Here is a 16,826-nt window from a genome sequence, read left to right as displayed (position 1 = left end):
AGCCGTTCATCTGGACCAAGAGCGCTCGCGACATCTTGCAGAAGGTCATTCGCGCCAACCGCCGCTTAAGTTCCAAACAGAATGGAACACTACACTAGCGGTTGCTACAACTGCCGCTGCAAAGGCCCGTTTTCGTCGTGCACGATCGCCGATACGGGAGCCTCTGCCGGGCCAGGCGTGCTCCAGGCATCCCAGTATGGCGGGCTGCCGATGGCGGCGCGGACGCACTCCGCGAATGCGCGGAGCCTGGCGGATGCGCGCCGGCCTTCCGGATGCGCGATGTAGATGGATTCCGGTATTGCCTGCAATCCGACATCGACAACAACCAGGGTGCCGCGTCGGATCGACGGTCCGGCGATGAAGGTGGGCAACAAGGCGATGCCGAGTCCGGCCTCGGCCGCATCGCACATCATGTCGCCATTGTTGACGCGCAATGCAATGGGCGCGCGCACGACTTCGGTGCCGTCCTTGCCTTGCAGCCGCCAGTCGGCGGCCCCGCGATTCAGATAGAAAATGCCCCGGTGCTGCCGCAACTGCTCGGCCGAAGCCGGTCTTCCCTTTTCGCGCAGATACGCTGGCGAGGCCACCAGCAAGCGGCGGCTGGGTGCCAGTTGCCACGCCACCAGCCGCGAGTCCTCCAGCGGCCCGTGGCGCACGACGGCATCGTAACCGTCAGCGGCGGCGTCCACGCGGCGGTCGTTCAGATCGAGCGTCAGTTCCAGCTCCGGATGGCTTGCCAGGAAAGGGTAGAGCGCCGGTCCGAGATGCATGCGGCCGAACGTAACGGGCGCGGAGATGCGCAAGGCCCCGGCAAGGCGTCCGCGCCGCTCGGCCACGTCGGTGCTCGCTTCTTGCACCTCGCGCATGATTCGCGTGGCGCGGTCCAGGAACGATGCGCCATCCTCCGTGAGTGTCAGCTTTCGCGTCGTCCGTCGCAGCAGGGTGGCGCCCAGCGCCTTTTCCAGCTCGACCAGGCGGTCGCTGACTACCGATTTCGACAAATTAAGGCGCCGCGCGGCCTCGGTGATCGAGCCGGCCTCCACCACGGTGACGAAACTGGCCACGCCTTCCAGTTTGAGCATTGTTCGGTAATCCCGGATAGTTGTTCCGCGATTCTCAGTCTAGTGCGGCCCAGTCGGACGCTCCATACTCATTTGTAACCGCAGGCGGGATGGTCCGGCCTCTGGCTTTTACAGTTCAATCGTGCGGGAAAGGTTACCCCTGCCGCACGCAACAGGAGATCGACATGGGAAGGCTTTCCGGGAAAGTTGCAATCATCACCGGCGCCAGTTCGGGCATCGGCCGCGCCACCGCGAAGCTGTTTGCCGCGGAGGGGGCCAGGGTCGTTGTCGGCGCGCGGCGCCAGGGTGAACTCGACGAACTTGTCGCCCAGATCCGCGCCGCCGGTGGCGAGGCCAGCGCACTGGCCGGCGATGTACGCGCCGAGGACTATGCCCGGGCACTGGTCGCGCTGGCCGTGGAGCGCTATGGCCGGCTCGACATTGCATTCAACAACGCCGGCACGCTGGGCGAAGGCGGCCCGAGCACCGATGTGTCCGAGGCCGGCTGGAATGACGCCCTCGCCATCAACCTGACCGGCTCCTTCCTGGGCGCCAAGCACCAGATCGCCCAGATGATCCGGGACGGAGGCGGTTCGGTGATCTTCACCTCGACGTTCGTCGGCCATACCTTTGCCTTCCCCGGCGTGGCGGCCTACGCGGCCAGCAAGGCAGGCCTGATTGGCCTGACGCAGGCGCTGGCCGCCGAGTTCGGTCCCCAGGGCGTGCGCGTGAATGCCATCCTCCCCGGGGCGGTGGACACCGATATGTACCGCAGCATGAACAACACCGCGGAATCGCAGGCGTTCGTCACCAACCTGCATGCGCTCAAGCGCGTAGCCAGCCCGGAAGAGCTGGCACGTTCAGTGTTGTACCTGGCTTCGGACGACTCGGCCTTCGTGACCGGCACTGCCTCGCTGGTCGACGGTGGGGCCTCGATTACGCGAACGTAGTCTCATAACGATATATTTGGCGGCTTCCGCTGCTGCGCTTGACTGGCACCCGCCGGCGGTCTTACTGTCCCAGTTTCCCAGGAGCCAGCCATGATTGATCCACAGAAATCTTCGTTCACCATTGCCGAGGGTTGGCAGGCGCCGCCGGACCGCACCAGCGTGACCGACGACGCCCGCGTCGAAGACATCATTCCGCTGCCTCCGCCCGAACACCTGATCCGCTTCTTCCCCATCCGGGGCACGCCTGTCGAAGCCCTGGTCACCCAGACGCGCCAGCGCATCTCGCGCATCCTGCATGGGAAGGATGACCGGCTGCTTGTGATCATGGGACCTTGCTCGATCCACGACCCGCAGGCGGCGCTCGAGTACGCACGGCGGATGATGGCGCAGCGGCAGCGCTATGCCGGGTCTCTGGAGATCGTGATGCGGGTGTACTTCGAGAAGCCCCGTACCACGGTGGGCTGGAAGGGACTGATTAACGACCCCTATCTGGATGAGAGCTATCGCATCGACGAGGGCCTGCGCATCGCGCGCAGCCTGCTGGTCGATATCAATCGACTCGGATTGCCGGCGGCCGGCGAGTTCCTGGACGTGATCTCGCCCCAGTACATAGGCGACCTGATCTGCTGGGGCGCGATTGGTGCCCGCACCACCGAGAGCCAGGTGCACCGCGAGCTGGCTTCGGGCATTTCGGCGCCGATTGGCTTCAAGAATGGCACTGACGGGAATATCAGGATTGCCATCGACGCTATCCAGGCCGCATCGCGTCCACATCACTTCCTGGGGGTGCACAAGAACGGCCAGGTAGCGACGGTGCATACCAAGGGCAACCCGGACTGCCACGTCATTCTCCGCGGCGGCAAGGCTCCGAACTACGATGCGGACTCGGTGGCGGCGGCCTGCAGAGAACTGGAAGCAGCCGGGCTCGGCAATTCGCTGATGGTGGATTGCAGCCACGCCAACAGCAACAAGCAACACCAGCGGCAGGTCGATGTAGCGCGGGACGTGGCGCAACAGGTCGGCAGCGGCAGTAAATCCATCTTCGGGGTCATGGTCGAGAGCCATCTGGTCGCCGGCGCGCAGAAGTTCACCCCAGGCGAGCACAGTCCGTCCGCATTGTCATACGGACAGAGCATCACCGACGCCTGCATCGGGTGGGACGACTCGGTGGCAGTGCTCGACATGCTTAGTGAGGCGGTCAACCTGCGCCGCAGGCTGGATTCGCAGCCATAGCAAGGAGATCAGGACACTTCATGCCGCGCAGTGAGGCCCAGTTTCCGGAAGAGCATCTAACGGCTCGGTTGGGGGCGTTGTAGCGATTGGGATTGCCGAGTATCGACCATGACGCGGGAAGTATCCAGCGGCCGAAAATGGCCGGCAGACGGCCTCCGTGAGCTAGGTCGTCATCGGCTTTTCGCGACCCTTCTCCGCCATCGACTGGGTGTCGATTCAGCGACAGTTCATGCCGTCTCTACGGACAAACGAGTCAGAGGAAAAATCCACAGCCGCCTCGGCTTTCGAATTCCGGTTCGATAGACAAAAATAGGAGTCGGCGGTGAGTCGCCGTCACCCACGGAAAGTGCCGCATTCCGCTCAATCCTGCTACAAAAGGGGCGATCACCTTTGCCCGTCCGCGAGACGCTCTTTCTCTCGTAATGGTAGGGGGATATCAATACAGCCTAGAACAAAGAGACGCGGGCCGCACGTGAGGCGGTTGCTTGTCTGTTTAGCCGATGGTGTGACAAATTTGGCTCATGGCTTCGTTCCTTATGGGCGGCTTGACTTGATAAGTCTCGTGCCCTATAAAACATCAAATAATTCCATCAATTTTTAATAAAAATTAATAATTTTTTAAGGCTGGGATTATTTTAATAATAAGGTGGAGGTGGAATATGAGGCCAGGGATTATTTTCTCATTGTTATTTGCCGTGATCATGGCATAGGCCAGGGCGGAAGTGCCTCCGGAACCTGGAACCCCTCTGCCAGCGTTGCCGCAGAATTTCGAGAAAACGGTTGTGGCAACCGGCCTGGCGAATCCCCGCAATATGGTGTTCGGCCCGGATGAAAATATTTGGCTAACTGAACAGATTGACAAACGGATTACCCGGGTCGATCCACGGACCGGAAAAATTACGGTAGCCGTGGAAATCGCCGACGCGGTGTACTCGCCGGATCAACAGGATGGTGTATTAGGGCTTGCACTCCACGCCAATTATTCGGCGGCGAAGGGCGGTTGCGAGAACATCAAGGATACCTATACGAACGGCTTGAAGGCGCCGGAAGGCGTGCCGGTGACACGGGAGTCTCAGTGGTCCGATCCTGACTTCGTGGAGCCGCGCTCGCGTTTCCGCGTTTTCCCGCGAGCACACTGGCGTCGGCATGGTTCGATTCCCCCGCTTTTGCTGCCTATCGCGGCACCAGCTGGATGCCAGAACCCTGCCGCAGTTGTGATGCGAGGGAACGAGAATGGGGCGGATGCCGCTGCCAGGCGCTGGCATTGGCCGGCGATGCAGGCACACTCGACCCCTTCTGTGAAGCCTCCCCGAAACATGAGCAGGTTGTCATGCTGGCACATCGCGATGCGCGACGGGACGATGTGCAACTACAACTGCGCAGCTTCTCCATTATGAAGACGGGGAGTTCACATGCCGATGCGTAACAAGAACATTCGCCCCCAGCGTCGGCCGCCTTGTCTCGGACTTCTGGCTTCAGTGATTTTCACTTTCGGCGCTACCGCCGTGCAAGCCTACGACGTTACATCCAGCCCTTACCTGCTGGGGGACTGGGGGGGGATGCGTACGCGCCTGGAAGAGCAGGGGGTGATGTTCAGTATCGGCTACGTTAGTGAACTCGCGCACAACTTTAGCGGCGGCACCGAGGACCTGACGCGCTATACCGATCAGTGGGCGTTCGGGACCACGCTGGACCTGAAAAAGCTCTGGGGCTGGCAAGGCGCGACGTTCCAGTTCACGATGACCGACCGCAATGGACGGAATCTCGGGGCGGACGCGAATATCGGCAACAACATGCTCATCCAGGAAGTCTTCGGGCGTGGCCAAACCTGGCACCTGACACAGTTGTGGGTGAACCAAAAGCTGTTGGAAGATCGTCTGGAGATGAAGCTTGGCCGCCTGACCGTGGGCGAGGACTTCTTCAGCTTCTCCTGCGACTTCCAGAACCTCACGTTTTGCGGCTCGCAACCGGGCAACCTCGTGGGCAACTACTGGGTCAACTGGCCGACGAGCCAGTGGGCCGCGCGCCTCAAGTACCACACCTCACAGGAAACCTACGTACAGACTGGCGTGTATCAGGTCAACCCGAACTACGTCGACGACAGTTGGGCGCGCCACAATGGCTGGAAGCCAAACAATCCGAGCGGCACCACTGGCGCGCTGATTCCGCTGGAAGTTGGCTGGCTACCGACCTGGCAGGGCCGTCCCGGCTCCTACAAGTTTGGCGGGTGGTACAACACGTCAGACGGCGACGATCTGTACCTCGACGTGAATCACAACCCGCGGGGCGTGACAGGACTCGATCCCCTCAAGCGATCCGGTCAGTACGGCGTCTATCTGAGCTTTCAGCAGCAGGTCACCGGCACCGACGGCGGCCGCGGTGCGACGGTGTTTCTGAACTTTTCGCATGCTGACCGCAATACGGCGCAGCTGGATCATCAGATCACGATGGGGGTGCAGTACAAGGGGCCGTTTGCGAGCCGCCTGCAGGACTCGATCGGCTTCGCCATTGGCGCCACCCATAATAATGGGCGTTTTGCCGATTTCGTGCGTCAGAACAATGCCCGCACCGGGCAGAATGTTGTCGCGGGCAATGGATATGAATATGTGACCGAGTTGTATTACTCGTGGTCTCCGGTGCGCTCGATATCCCTGCGTCCCAATTTGCAGTACATCCTGCATCCGGGAGGTACATCGATCAACAGTAATGCCTTCGTGATCGGCTTGAAATCCAGCGTCACGTTCTAGGAAGTCTGTCGTTTGTATCAATGAAACTAAAGGGTGAGATCACCATGTCCGCACAAACGAGTTCGCTGGGATTCATCGGCACTATCAGCCTGCTAATCACCGGACTCACTGCGCTATATCTGCTGATAGGCGGCGCTTGGCTGCTATCGCTCGGCGGGTCGACCTATTACGTCGTGACCGGCGTGGTGCTGCTCGGCGTGACGTGGCTCCTGTACCGGCGCGACCCCAAGGCGTTCGTGCTCTATGCGCTTGTGCTCTTCGGCACCGCGATCTGGGCGCTCTGGGAATCGGGTCCCGACTTCTGGGCGCTCGCGCCGCGCTCCGGCGTGCTGATCATCTTCGGCGTGTGGCTGCTCCTGCTCATGAGCCGGCGCCTCGAAGGCGCGAAAAAGCTTGGCGTGAGCTCGCTCATGGGTGCGCTCGTGATCTGGGCGGGCGTGCTGATCTACTCGTGCTTCAACGATCCGCAGACCGTCAATGGCGCGTTCGGCGCGACAGCAGGTACGCCTGCAGTGAACGCCGATAGCACCGCCGCCGAGGACTGGCCGGCCTATGGCCGCACGCAGGAGGGCACACGCTATTCGCCGCTGCAGCAGATCACGCCGGAAAACGTAAAGAACCTGCAGGTGGCCTGGACCTTCCGCACGGGCGACACGAAAGGGCCGGACGATCCGGTCGAAATCACTAGTGAGGTCACGCCGATCAAGATCGGCAATCTGCTTTATCTGTGCTCGCCGCACCAGAAGCTCTTCGCGCTGGATGCGAAGACGGGCACGCTCAAGTGGAAGTTCGATCCGAAGCTGCAGCCGGATCCGTCGTTCCAGCATGTGACCTGCCGCGGCGTGTCGTATGCCGATCTCTCGGCGGGCGCGGCGACAGTCGAACCGGCCGCCTCTGCCAGCGACACTACGACGGCTATTCCGGCGGCGACGGTTGCCGGCACCAATGCGGCCTGCACGCGCCGCATCTACCTGCCGGTCAACGACGGGCACCTCTACGCGCTCGACGCGCTGACCGGCGAGCGCTGCGCGGGCTTTGCCAACCGCGGCGATCTCGACCTGCAGCACGCGATGCCGGTGACGACGCCGGGCATGTACGAACCCACTTCGCCGCCCATCGTCACGAACAAGGTGATCATCGTTGCGGGCGCGGTCGAGGACAATTTCTCGACGCGCGAGCCCTCTGGGGTGATCCGCGGCTACGATGTACGCACGGGCGAGTTGCTGTGGGCGTTCGATCCGGGCGCGCGGGACCCGAACAAGATCCCGGGCCCTGGGGAACACTACGCGTGGAATTCGCCGAACTCATGGGCGCCCGCCGCCTACGACGCGAAACTCGACATCGTCTATCTGCCGATGGGCGTGAAGACGCCGGACATCTGGGGCGGTGACCGCACGCCCGACATGGAGCGTTATGCGACCGGTCTGCTCGCGCTGCACGCGTCGACGGGCAAGCTCGCCTGGTTCTACCAGACGGTGCACCATGACCTGTGGGACATGGACCAGCCTTGTCAGCCCACGCTCGCCGACATCACCGACAAGGACGGCAAGACTGTGCCCGTCGTGTACGCACCGGCGAAGACAGGCAACCTGTTCGTGCTGGACCGCCGCACCGGCGCGGTCGTCGTGCCCGCACCCGAAATGCCGGTGCCGCAGGGCGCAGCGCCTGGTGACCACGTCTCGCCGACGCAGCCGTTTTCCGAGCTCACGTTCCGCCCGAAGAAGCTGCTCACCGACGCCGACATGTGGGGTGCGACGCTGTACGACCAGCTCGTGTGCCGCGTGATGTTCCACAAGCTGCGCTATGAAGGCACCTTCACGCCACCTTCGCTGCAAGGCACGCTCGTGTTCCCCGGCAACCTGGGCATGTTCGAGTGGGGCGGCCTTGCCGTCGACACCGACCGCAAGATCGCCGTCGCCAACCCGATCGCGCTGCCGTTCGTCTCACGTCTGATTCCGCGCGGCCCGGGCAACCCGATGGAGCCAGAGGCGGGCGCCAAGGGCAGCGGCACGGAATCGGGCATTCAGCCGCAATATGGTGTGCCATACGGCGTGACGCTGAATCCGTTCCTCTCGCCGTTCGGCCTGCCGTGCAAACAGCCGGCATGGGGTTACATCTCGGCAATCGATCTGAAGACCAATGAGATCGTGTGGAAAAAGCGTATCGGGACGGTGCGTGATAGCTCGCCGATCCCGCTGCCATTCAGGATGGGCATGCCGATGCTGGGCGGCCCGATGGTTACGGCGGGCGGCGTGGCGTTCATCGGCGCGACGGCGGACAACTACATCCGCGCGTTCAATGTGAATACGGGCACGCAACTCTGGCAAGCCCGTCTGCCGGCAGGCGGCCAAGCCACGCCGATGACCTATTCAGTCAACGGCAAACAGTATGTCGTGATCGCTGCGGGCGGGCACGGTTCGTTCGGCACGAAGCTCGGCGACTATGTGATCGCCTACGCGCTGCCGCAGTAGCGCGCTTGCCAGCCCTTGGCTGCTGAACTCCATGCGCATGAGGGCGGGCGTTGAACAAGCCTTGAAGAGCCATAGGTCGACCCGTGCCCGGTTGGCGCTTCCCGAGTCGCATCCCTCACTGCACTTCCGGAGTGTCCGTTTGGTGAATCTCGAAAATTCAAAATATTTGAATAACATGCCAGCGAATCGATCACTTTGAGCAAAGCTATCGCCGCTATAGTTCTGCACATGGACGACGCAACAACGCAACAAAGCGAAAGCAGCGCCGCCAGACAGAAGCTCAAAATCATTGAATCAAAATATACCGGAGAACACCATGTGGAACGCCAAACTGGAAGTCCTGACCCCGCACAACAGCCAGATTATCTTCATCGACCATCAGCCCCAGATGGCCTTTGGCGTGCAGTCGATGGACCGCCAGACCATGAAGAACAACGTGGTCGGCCTGGCCAAGGCGGCCAGGATCTTCGACATCCCGACCACCATTACCACGGTCGAGTCTGACTCGTTCTCGGGCTATACCTACCCCGAACTGCTCGACGTGTTCCCGGGTAAGCAGACGCTCGAACGCACCTCGATGAACTCGTGGGACGACCAGAAGGTGCGCGACGCGCTGGCCGCCAACGGCCGCAAGAAGGTGATCGTCGCCGGGCTGTGGACCGAGGTCTGCAACACCACGTTCGCGCTCTGCGCGATGCTCGAAGGCAACTACGAGATCTACATGGTGGCCGACGCCTCGGGCGGCACCACCAAGGAAGCGCACGACTACGCGATGCAGCGCATGGTGCAGGCCGGCGTGGTGCCGGTGACCTGGCAGCAGGTGCTGCTCGAATGGCAGCGCGACTGGAAGAACCGCGATACGTACGACGCGGTAATGAAGGTGGCCAAGGAACACTCGGGTGCCTACGGCATGGGCGTGGACTACGCCTACACCATGGTCCACAAGGCCGAGCAGCGCACCGCCACGAAGCACGAGTCGCTGGCGCCGGTCCATGCACAGGTGATCGAGCGGTAATTCCGCATTCGCGGACTGGACGTTCCATAGGACGTCCAGTCATTTCAGAAACCGGGCCAACTGCCTACTTCAATCCCGACTGACGATGAAGAGCGTAAAGACCTTTGCCTGCAAGTGGGAACTCGCTGCATTTGCGTTTGCGAGCGGATTCTTGAGGCATGCCCATACGTCATCCTCTCTCGGCATCCTCGCCGGCTCGCTGGCGGTGGGCGGATTGGTGGCAGACCGCGGCTTGAAGCAAAATCGCGGTCTCAAATGAACAGGAGAACTCCCATGTCCAAACTACCGTTGCTCGAACCCGCGGATTGTGCATTGATCCTCGTTGATGAACAGGCGGGCCTTGCGTTCGCCGCGGGTTCTCAAGACCCCCAGATTCTGCGCAGTAATGGCCTTGCGGTCGCGAAGACGGCGGTCGCCTTTGACTTGCCGGTTGTGGTCTCCACTTCGGCCTCGAAGGTCTACAGCGGCCCATTGATGCCGGCTTTTCGGGAAGTGCTGCCAAACGTCACGCCGATTGAACGCCGCAACATGAACCTCTGGGAAGACGATGCGGTCCGCGACGCGATTACGGCTACCGGAAAGCGTACGCTGATCATCGCGGGCATGCTGACGGAGGCCTGCGTGAGCTTCCCGGTTCTTTCAGCGCTGTCCGAGGGATATCAAGTCTACGTGGTTGCCGATGCTTGCGGTGGACTGACACCAACAAGCCATGACCTTGCGTTGCGACGGATGGCTTCCGCTGGCGCAGTGATGACTTCCTGGCTCCAACTCCTTCTCGAATTCCAGAGAGACTGGACGCGTCATGACACATATGAGAAGGCTCGCTCGATCGTGGTTGAGCATGGTGGTGGGTATGGCACGGGGCTCGCCTATGCGCGTGACATGATCAAACCGACATGAGCGTGTATCGGTCATGCATCATCCACCACGGAAGGAGGGCGGCGGCTAACTCTGCCTCATTCTGAGGGATGTAAGTTGAGGGGAGGGGGCGACCGGCGCTTTCTGTTAAGGATTGTTTGATGCCTGCCCTCGTCTGCAGGACGGTGAGGCGCGGTGGCGCCTGTGGGCAGGCGTCGAGCAATCCTCGAGGGAGGAAACCGCGGGGTGCAGCGATATGACGTATTACCACGTCGTGTTCACACCGCCTGCGCCTATCAGCGCCATCGCCTGGTTCAACAAGGCGGTGATCTATGGTCTGTTGTTCGGCGAGAGATCCTAACGAAGCTGGCGGAAAGGGTAGGGTGCGTCGAACGGCAAAGCCGCCAACTCGTTATTGCAATGAGGGCCGAAAGGCAGGTTGTCGCGTTGCTACCTGAATTGCTGCAGTGAAAATTTTTAGTCATGAGAGAAGAAATGGGCGCTCCCCACGGCGCGTACCAACTCTACTTCGCCGAGGTATCACGATTACTACACTTCACGTAAGCGGATCAAGTATCGATTCGCCAAGCGGTGCGAAGGAAGCGCCGAAGTTCTGATCGTTTCAGGTTCGCACGAAGTTCGACCTCCTAACTCGATACGCCGTAAGAGGCATCGAATGGCGAATTGGCTATGTGTTTGATTGCGAGATCCACGAATGCGCGAAGACGATGTAGTCGTCTTAGATCGCGGTGGTAACCCATCCAAATCTCTCGATGCGGCGGATCGTCGCCTAAATCCAGCCTGCGGATGGTGCTGTTCTGGTCTCCGACAGGTCGCGGCAATACAGCGATACCGACTCCTTTTCCGCACATCTGCGCCTGGACATTGCGGTTATTCGACTGCAATACGACGCTGGCATTTGGGAAGCGTTTCTTTAGCCAGTCGATATCTGGAAATGTACCAGTCGATGTGTCCATCGCGATCAAACGATTCCCTGCGCCGTCGCCATCGACCGGATCGGTGCTGGTGGTAGCCACGTAGACACCGTATCGCATCTGAAGCAGTCGTTTTTTGCACAATGTCTGGCCCCTCGAAGGGAATGATGCGGAAAGCGATATCCGCTTCGCGTTGAGCAAGATTGAACAGGCGCGTTCCCGTGAGGACCTCGATGTCAACAAGGGATATTCGCGCGAGTATTCCGCAATCACTGGTGGCAGAACATAGGCGCCGAACCAGTCGGCCGATGACACCCGGAGGGTTCCCTCCAGCTTCCGCTGTTTGCCGGCCAGCCGCCGCTCCATGGTCAGCGCACTCTCTTCCATTTGCTCCGCGAGCGGCAGGATCGCGGTGCCTTCCTCAGTCAGAACAAAACCGTCCGCTGTTCGCTGAAAGAGCACCTGGCCCGTGGACTCTTCAAGGGCGCGAAGCCGTCGTCCAATGGTCGGATGGCTGAGGTGCAGCGTACGTGCGGCAGCGCCGAGCGTGCCTGTACGCGCGATTGCAAGGAAGATCCTGACGTCACTCCATTCAATATCCAGCACCAACATAAATGAACGGAAGTTGTTCATTATATTCGATTACCGAACAATAATGAATTGGGCGAGACTATGCACCGTCGCATGTTGCGACGTGCTCGTGATCTATTTTGGATTCGATTTCGTAATTGCAGGGCAAGGGATAGGTCAGAGGAATAGATAGAAGGGAAATCGTCATGGCGCACATTGCACCGCCTATCGTGTACGTGACCTACGAGGGCACGCCAGACAGCCGCTTTGATCGGCGCTACTACGTCGAGCAGCACCTCCCACTCGTAATGCAGGCATGGCAGCGCTACGGTCTTGAGGGAGTCACGGCTTTCTTTCCGCCGCTGACGCACGTTGGCACCCTTGTGATTTGTGAATGCCGCTTTCGCGACGAAGCGGCAATCGACGCCGCCTTCGGATCTCCGGAAACTCCGGAGGTCATGGCCGACGTTCCGAAATTCACCGATATCGCCCCAACACGCTTGCGCGTCACCCCGCTTTGAGCCGGTCAATGCAATACCGACGCTGTGCGCCCCTCACTCTAAAGACAGGAGAAATGACCTTGGCTTTCTGGAAAAATGCTTCCCCGCGCACCGTGCGTCGCGCGCATATGTGGATTTCGGGCGATCGGATCGAACGACGTGGAGAGACCTACCAATGCGGCCCACTCTTTGTCGAGTGGGAAACGCCGGAAGAGGTGACTCGCCCTTGGCCAATCGTACTTCTGCATGGCGGCGGCTATCAGGGAACCGAGTGGTTCGACACGCCGGATGGCCGGCCTGGCTGGGCGCAGCGCCTGGTGGAGGCGGGCTACGCGGTTCTTGTTGCTGACCGAAATTCGCCGCCGAGGGCTTATCCGAGGCGCTGGATCAGGAAGTACGACCCTTCGGGCTGCGCGTCATCATTTGTCGAGCCTGGCCCGTTCCGTACTGCGTTCCTAGGGCGCTCGATCACTGTGGCGAGGCGCCAGATCAGCGACTATGACCAGACTGCGGGCCAGCGGCGCGCTTACCGCGATAGCAACGATGGCAAGCAGGCGGGCGATCCGACCAAGGCTATTGACGTCATTCTGCGTGCCGTCAATAGCGACTCGCCGCCGTTGCACCTGCCCTTGGGGCCGGTCGGCTACAGCGTTGCCGATCACAAACTAGCGGCGTTCCGCGACGACATCGACGCATGGCGTCGGATCGCCATCGCCGCCGACTTCGATTGAAACCCGGCAGGCACCGTTTTGGCGGTGCCTTGTCTATTTGCCAGGAGAGTTACATGGAAATTGGAATCATCGGTCTTGGAGCAATGGGCCGGGAAATTGCTCGCAATTTGGTCGCTGCGGGCCATATAGTCATGGCTTGGAACCGTTCTGGCGGGCATGTCGATGGTGTGCGCATGGTGGAGACACCTGCTCAAGCGCTTCAGGCGGACATGGCCTTGACGATGCTGTCCGACGACCCTGCAATCCGCAGTGTCTTGCTGGACACGAATCTGCTATCTCAAGCGCGACCTGGCTTGGTGCATGTGGTGGCATCGACAATCTCCGTGGCGTTCGCGCGGGAACTGGTGGAGCACCATCGCACGGCAGGAATCGCCTATGTGGCTGCGCCAGTGCTGGGACGCCCCGATGTTGCCGCCAAGGGTGAACTGAACGTCCTCGCCGCTGGTGCGCCTGCCGCCCTGGAAAAAGTGAAGCCGGCACTGGAGGTCATTAGCAAACACATCTGGGACATGGGCGAGGAACCGCCCACGGCTTATGCCGCCAAGATTGCCTGCAACATGATGATTACCATGGCGATCGAGGCGATGGCGGAAGCCGTGGTTCTCACCGAGACGAACGGGCTTGCGCGAGAACGCTTCTTCGAGTTGGTCCTGGGAACGCTGTTCGGCTGCCGTCCGTATCAGACCTATTCCGGCAATATCGCCCGGAATGAATATCAACCCGGCTTCAAGGCAACGCATGGCCTCAAGGATCTTCGTTTGGCGAAGGAGGCCGTAGCCGATGCTGCTCGCGCACTGCCTATGCTTGACGCCGCCCACGGCCGGATGCGGGAAGCCGTAGATGCTGGTTTTGGCGATCGTGACTGGTCGGCAATTGCGAAGTTCACACTGGGTCAGAACTAACGGAATAGCGAGAGACCGGCGGGTTGCACGACATGGAGCTTCGTCACTTGCGATGTTTCATTGCCGTTGCGGAGGAGCTGCACTTTGCGCGAGCTGCTGAGCGGCTGTACATTGAGCAGTCACCGCTTTCGCGTGCGATCAAGGAGCTGGAAGAAGATTTTGGTACCCAGCTCTTTGTGCGTACTACGCGCAGTACCCGACTGACTCGTGCGGGTAAGTTATTTCTGGAGCATGTGCCGCGCGTCTTTGCCGCCTTGCTGCGGGGCGCGCGTTCGCCATGGCGTGCTAACCGTAATACATCGCTGCGGTATGGCTACCCGACCGGTCTACGCTTACCCGCGCGTGATCCCCCGAGCTACCACCAGGATCAGCACGGCCCCCACGGTGGCCGTGATTAGCGAGCCGATCCACCCCTTGCCGACGTGGATGCCAAGCTTACCCGCGAGCCAATGGGCGAGGAAGGCGCCGGCCACGCCCAGGACAATGTCCATCAGCAGGCCTAAGCCGCGGCCCTTCATCAGCACACCCGCCAGCCAGCCGGCAATGCCGCCGATCACGAGCAAGACAATTAAGCTTTCTTTGGTAGTCATGTATCCGTCGTTAGAGTTGAGGTTACTTGGCCGCACCGACGGTTGCGCCAGCGCGGCTGCCGCGAAGCATAGCGGATTTCGTAATGCGGCCGGTCACGATCCGCGCGTGTTGGGATGAACTCCACGCGGAGGCCATTGCCCAAGCCCTTACGGGGGCAGCCAATGCAACTCGGATATGAGGCGACCGTTCGGCAACCGCTGAAAGAGTATTAACGCCTAGCCTTTCCCTAGCGACCGCAGGAACGTCGGAACCTGAGCCCTGCTGGTGGTCTGCACACGGGTGATGAGCTCATAATCGATCCGACTTAATCCGTACGTCTGGGCGATATCTTGTTGCAGTCGGCGCCACAGGTGACTGGTCACCTCAGCATCGGCCATCGCCCGGTGTGCACGCCCGGACATGGGCAACCGCAGCATATCCGCCAGCGTCGAGAGCCTGTGATTCTGGGCATGCGGGTAGATACGCCTCGACACGAGCATCGTACAGGCAAAGGACTGATCGGCCGACATCCCCAGGAGCGCAAGCTCACCCTGCCAAAACCTTCGGTCGAAGCCCGCATTGTGAGCCACCACCGGGTACTTCCCGACGAATTTGGCCGCTTCTCGCATCACCGTCGATGCTGTCGGTGCAGATGCAATCATCTCATTAGAGATGCCAGTAAGGCTGACAACGTTCGAGGGGATACGTCGGCCGGCATTCATCAAGCTTTGATAGCGATCGACGATCTGCCCGTCTCGCAACAGGATGACGGCAATTTCTGTGGCCCGGTCACCTTGATGTGGCGATAGCCCTGTGGTCTCAAAGTCCAGAACAGCAACCGTCTGCATCCTGCTTTCCCTTGTTTGTCAAAGCCAGAGCTCGGCCCTTGAATGTACCTCCGGCACATACCCAGCCCGCAGCACGGTCACGATGGAGCGTGGGGTTGGCACTGTGACCACTGTCCCGTTCGGCTTGGTGACAATTCTACAGGGTGGCTGGAGCCGGACCTTAAGCAGCCACGGTCGTCGTCTCGCTGGGGGTAGGGAGTTTGTGGGAGAGTGGCAGGCATTGGACTTCTCCCACGATACTTGGAAACTCGTGGGTGGTGGAGTGCAGGAACGCTATATCGTAGTTCTGTCTGCGAGCATTTGCTTTGAGACCATTTCAAGTGCGACACGTGTCGCGCTTGAAATGGTTTCTTATATCTATATATGTATAGAGAGGACGACGGTCGGCGGCACTCCCATTCGATACAATGCCGGTCGACCTCACCTTCTACCCGTCCAGCCCATGCTGAAGTCTGTCGCAACCCTCCGAATCGAGCTGCTTGACGTGAAGCCCTTGGTCTGGCGTCGCTTCGTGGTCCCTGCGGACATCCAACTGCCCAAGCTCCACAAGGTCATCCAGGCGGTGATGGGCTGGGGGGACAGTCACCTACATCTGTTTAACCTTGGCGGTACGTCATACGGCGTGCTGGACGACGAATTTTCGGACGACAATGCTCTGCCCGAGAAGGGTGTGCGACTGACCAAGGCGCTTGGATCCAGCGCCGAATTCGAATACCAGTATGACGTCGGGGACAACTGGCAACATCGCATCGTCTTGGAGGTTGTGGGTGCTCCTGACCTGACGCTGACCATCCCGGTATGCTTGGCCGGCGAGAACGCTTGCCCACCAGAGGATGTCGGAGGCGTGTCGGGGTATGACCGGTTCAGGGAAGCATTAGCGGACCCTGAAAATGAGGAACATCTGGACTACCGAACTTGGGTCGGCGGCATCTTCGATCCGGCTGGATTCGACGTGAATGCCGTGAATGCTCGGCTCCGGGCGATTCGGTAGCTTCGACCTATTGCATATGGAACGTCTCATCAAAGCCCAAGGCGACCTGGACGGAGCCTGTTTCCTCTACACGCTGGCCAACGCCTTGTGCCGGCAGGATCTGGCCGCGCAAGTGTGATTGGCGCCGCAGTTCTTCAATGACCATCTGACGCTTGGGACCGGCCCGGGGCCCTATGTGGCGCGCGACCGGGACGTGGGACGGGGTCACGCGTACTCTCAGCCTGTTCGCCATGTCGGCGAGTTATCGCATCAGTCCGTTGCTCTGGCAGGCGTTCGAGACTGCGCACCACAAGGCGAATCTCCCAGGCCAGCTCGAAATCCCGATGATAAGAACAGTTGATTCTGTTAGTGATCCTTGCCTTGTTTGACCTATGCTTACGTGCGAGGGCACGGCTCTTTCCGTCGAGTAGCAAAGTCTGTCTTACAGACGAGTAGCGGAGTTGG

At 60.4% G+C, this 16,826-nt stretch carries 15 protein-coding genes and 1 pseudogene; 12 read left to right on the top strand and 4 right to left on the bottom strand.

The features are described 5' to 3' along the window. Positions 1 to 104 precede the first annotated feature (104 nt). Complete coding sequence (locus RM96_RS28070) at positions 105 to 1,082, bottom strand: LysR family transcriptional regulator (RefSeq protein ID WP_238587448.1); 978 nt, start codon at positions 1,080 to 1,082, stop codon at positions 105 to 107. Between the two features lie 164 nt (positions 1,083 to 1,246). Between RM96_RS28070 and RM96_RS28065 the strand changes: the two genes are divergently transcribed. From RM96_RS28065 to RM96_RS28040, 7 genes are all read left to right on the top strand, one after another. Next, on the top strand, positions 1,247 to 2,011 hold the full coding sequence (locus RM96_RS28065) for an SDR family oxidoreductase (RefSeq protein WP_039015006.1): 765 nt from the start codon (positions 1,247 to 1,249) through the stop codon (positions 2,009 to 2,011). Between the two features lie 90 nt (positions 2,012 to 2,101). Continuing rightward, entirely contained in the window at positions 2,102 to 3,244 is a 1,143-nt protein-coding gene (locus RM96_RS28060; protein WP_039015005.1) for a 3-deoxy-7-phosphoheptulonate synthase, read from the top strand. A 782-nt stretch (positions 3,245 to 4,026) separates the two neighbouring features. Beyond that, positions 4,027 to 4,641: a hypothetical protein gene (locus tag RM96_RS40725; protein ID WP_202966759.1), complete on the top strand. Its 615-nt coding sequence runs from the start codon at positions 4,027 to 4,029 to the stop codon at positions 4,639 to 4,641. 15 nt (positions 4,642 to 4,656) lie between these two features. After that, positions 4,657 to 5,991: a carbohydrate porin gene (locus RM96_RS28055; RefSeq protein WP_039015004.1), complete on the top strand. Its 1,335-nt coding sequence runs from the start codon at positions 4,657 to 4,659 to the stop codon at positions 5,989 to 5,991. A gap of 44 nt (positions 5,992 to 6,035) precedes the next feature. Next, a complete protein-coding gene (locus tag RM96_RS28050; protein WP_039015003.1) occupies positions 6,036 to 8,462 on the top strand; it encodes a glucose/quinate/shikimate family membrane-bound PQQ-dependent dehydrogenase in 2,427 nt (808 codons plus the stop codon). Between the two features lie 316 nt (positions 8,463 to 8,778). After that, positions 8,779 to 9,477: a hydrolase gene (locus RM96_RS28045; protein ID WP_039015002.1), complete on the top strand. Its 699-nt coding sequence runs from the start codon at positions 8,779 to 8,781 to the stop codon at positions 9,475 to 9,477. Between the two features lie 273 nt (positions 9,478 to 9,750). Next, positions 9,751 to 10,377 (top strand): hydrolase, encoded by a 627-nt coding sequence (locus tag RM96_RS28040; protein ID WP_013953086.1) that lies wholly within the window; start codon positions 9,751 to 9,753, stop codon positions 10,375 to 10,377. Positions 10,378 to 10,982: 605 nt separating this feature from the next. Here the strand turns inward: RM96_RS28040 and RM96_RS28035 are convergent. Next, positions 10,983 to 11,903: a LysR family transcriptional regulator gene (locus RM96_RS28035; RefSeq protein ID WP_238587447.1), complete on the bottom strand. Its 921-nt coding sequence runs from the start codon at positions 11,901 to 11,903 to the stop codon at positions 10,983 to 10,985. A 143-nt stretch (positions 11,904 to 12,046) separates the two neighbouring features. On the opposite strand from RM96_RS28035, the gene RM96_RS28030 reads away from it, so the two are divergent. The 4 genes and pseudogenes from RM96_RS28030 to RM96_RS37780 all read left to right on the top strand — a co-directional run. Continuing rightward, complete coding sequence (locus RM96_RS28030) at positions 12,047 to 12,361, top strand: EthD family reductase (protein ID WP_039015001.1); 315 nt, start codon at positions 12,047 to 12,049, stop codon at positions 12,359 to 12,361. Between the two features lie 53 nt (positions 12,362 to 12,414). After that, positions 12,415 to 13,071, top strand: a complete 657-nt coding sequence (locus tag RM96_RS39720) for a hypothetical protein (RefSeq protein WP_052279793.1) — start codon at positions 12,415 to 12,417, stop codon at positions 13,069 to 13,071. Between the two features lie 53 nt (positions 13,072 to 13,124). After that, a complete protein-coding gene (locus RM96_RS28020; RefSeq protein ID WP_039015000.1) occupies positions 13,125 to 13,973 on the top strand; it encodes an NAD(P)-dependent oxidoreductase in 849 nt (282 codons plus the stop codon). A gap of 32 nt (positions 13,974 to 14,005) precedes the next feature. Then, positions 14,006 to 14,314, top strand: a pseudogene (locus RM96_RS37780) (LysR family transcriptional regulator); the annotation flags it as partial. Here RM96_RS37780 and RM96_RS28015 read toward each other — a convergent pair. Beyond that, on the bottom strand, positions 14,306 to 14,563 hold the full coding sequence (locus tag RM96_RS28015) for a GlsB/YeaQ/YmgE family stress response membrane protein (RefSeq protein ID WP_039014999.1): 258 nt from the start codon (positions 14,561 to 14,563) through the stop codon (positions 14,306 to 14,308). The pseudogene RM96_RS37780 and the gene RM96_RS28015 sit on opposite strands and share 9 nt — an antisense overlap. 216 nt (positions 14,564 to 14,779) lie before the next feature. Beyond that, positions 14,780 to 15,391, bottom strand: coding sequence for a 3'-5' exonuclease (locus RM96_RS28010; protein WP_039014998.1), 612 nt, complete (start codon positions 15,389 to 15,391; stop codon positions 14,780 to 14,782). Positions 15,392 to 15,833: 442 nt separating this feature from the next. Between RM96_RS28010 and RM96_RS28005 the strand changes: the two genes are divergently transcribed. Then, entirely contained in the window at positions 15,834 to 16,382 is a 549-nt protein-coding gene (locus RM96_RS28005) for a plasmid pRiA4b ORF-3 family protein (protein ID WP_039015007.1), read from the top strand. Positions 16,383 to 16,826 lie beyond the last annotated feature (444 nt).

This window comes from Cupriavidus sp. IDO (genome assembly GCF_000812465.1).
Classification (GTDB): domain Bacteria; phylum Pseudomonadota; class Gammaproteobacteria; order Burkholderiales; family Burkholderiaceae; genus Cupriavidus.
Note: the sequence above shows the minus strand (reverse complement) of the source record. Positions and strands in the feature narration are given on the sequence as shown.

Excerpts from the sequence above, each read along its gene's own strand:
- RM96_RS28020 (WP_039015000.1), top strand. The coding sequence starts at position 13,125 with ATGGAAATTGGAATCATCGGTCTTGGAGCAATGGGCCGGGAAATTGCT.
- RM96_RS28045 (WP_039015002.1), top strand. The coding sequence starts at position 8,779 with ATGTGGAACGCCAAACTGGAAGTCCTGACCCCGCACAACAGCCAGATT.
- RM96_RS28030 (WP_039015001.1), top strand. The coding sequence starts at position 12,047 with ATGGCGCACATTGCACCGCCTATCGTGTACGTGACCTACGAGGGCACG.
- RM96_RS28055 (WP_039015004.1), top strand. The coding sequence starts at position 4,657 with ATGCCGATGCGTAACAAGAACATTCGCCCCCAGCGTCGGCCGCCTTGT.
- RM96_RS28035 (WP_238587447.1), bottom strand. The coding sequence starts at position 11,903 with ATGAACAACTTCCGTTCATTTATGTTGGTGCTGGATATTGAATGGAGT.
- RM96_RS28070 (WP_238587448.1), bottom strand. The coding sequence starts at position 1,082 with ATGCTCAAACTGGAAGGCGTGGCCAGTTTCGTCACCGTGGTGGAGGCC.
- RM96_RS28060 (WP_039015005.1), top strand. The coding sequence starts at position 2,102 with ATGATTGATCCACAGAAATCTTCGTTCACCATTGCCGAGGGTTGGCAG.
- RM96_RS28010 (WP_039014998.1), bottom strand. The coding sequence starts at position 15,391 with ATGCAGACGGTTGCTGTTCTGGACTTTGAGACCACAGGGCTATCGCCA.
- RM96_RS28040 (WP_013953086.1), top strand. The coding sequence starts at position 9,751 with ATGTCCAAACTACCGTTGCTCGAACCCGCGGATTGTGCATTGATCCTC.
- RM96_RS28050 (WP_039015003.1), top strand. The coding sequence starts at position 6,036 with ATGTCCGCACAAACGAGTTCGCTGGGATTCATCGGCACTATCAGCCTG.
- RM96_RS28005 (WP_039015007.1), top strand. The coding sequence starts at position 15,834 with ATGCTGAAGTCTGTCGCAACCCTCCGAATCGAGCTGCTTGACGTGAAG.
- RM96_RS28065 (WP_039015006.1), top strand. The coding sequence starts at position 1,247 with ATGGGAAGGCTTTCCGGGAAAGTTGCAATCATCACCGGCGCCAGTTCG.
- RM96_RS39720 (WP_052279793.1), top strand. The coding sequence starts at position 12,415 with ATGACCTTGGCTTTCTGGAAAAATGCTTCCCCGCGCACCGTGCGTCGC.
- RM96_RS28015 (WP_039014999.1), bottom strand. The coding sequence starts at position 14,563 with ATGACTACCAAAGAAAGCTTAATTGTCTTGCTCGTGATCGGCGGCATT.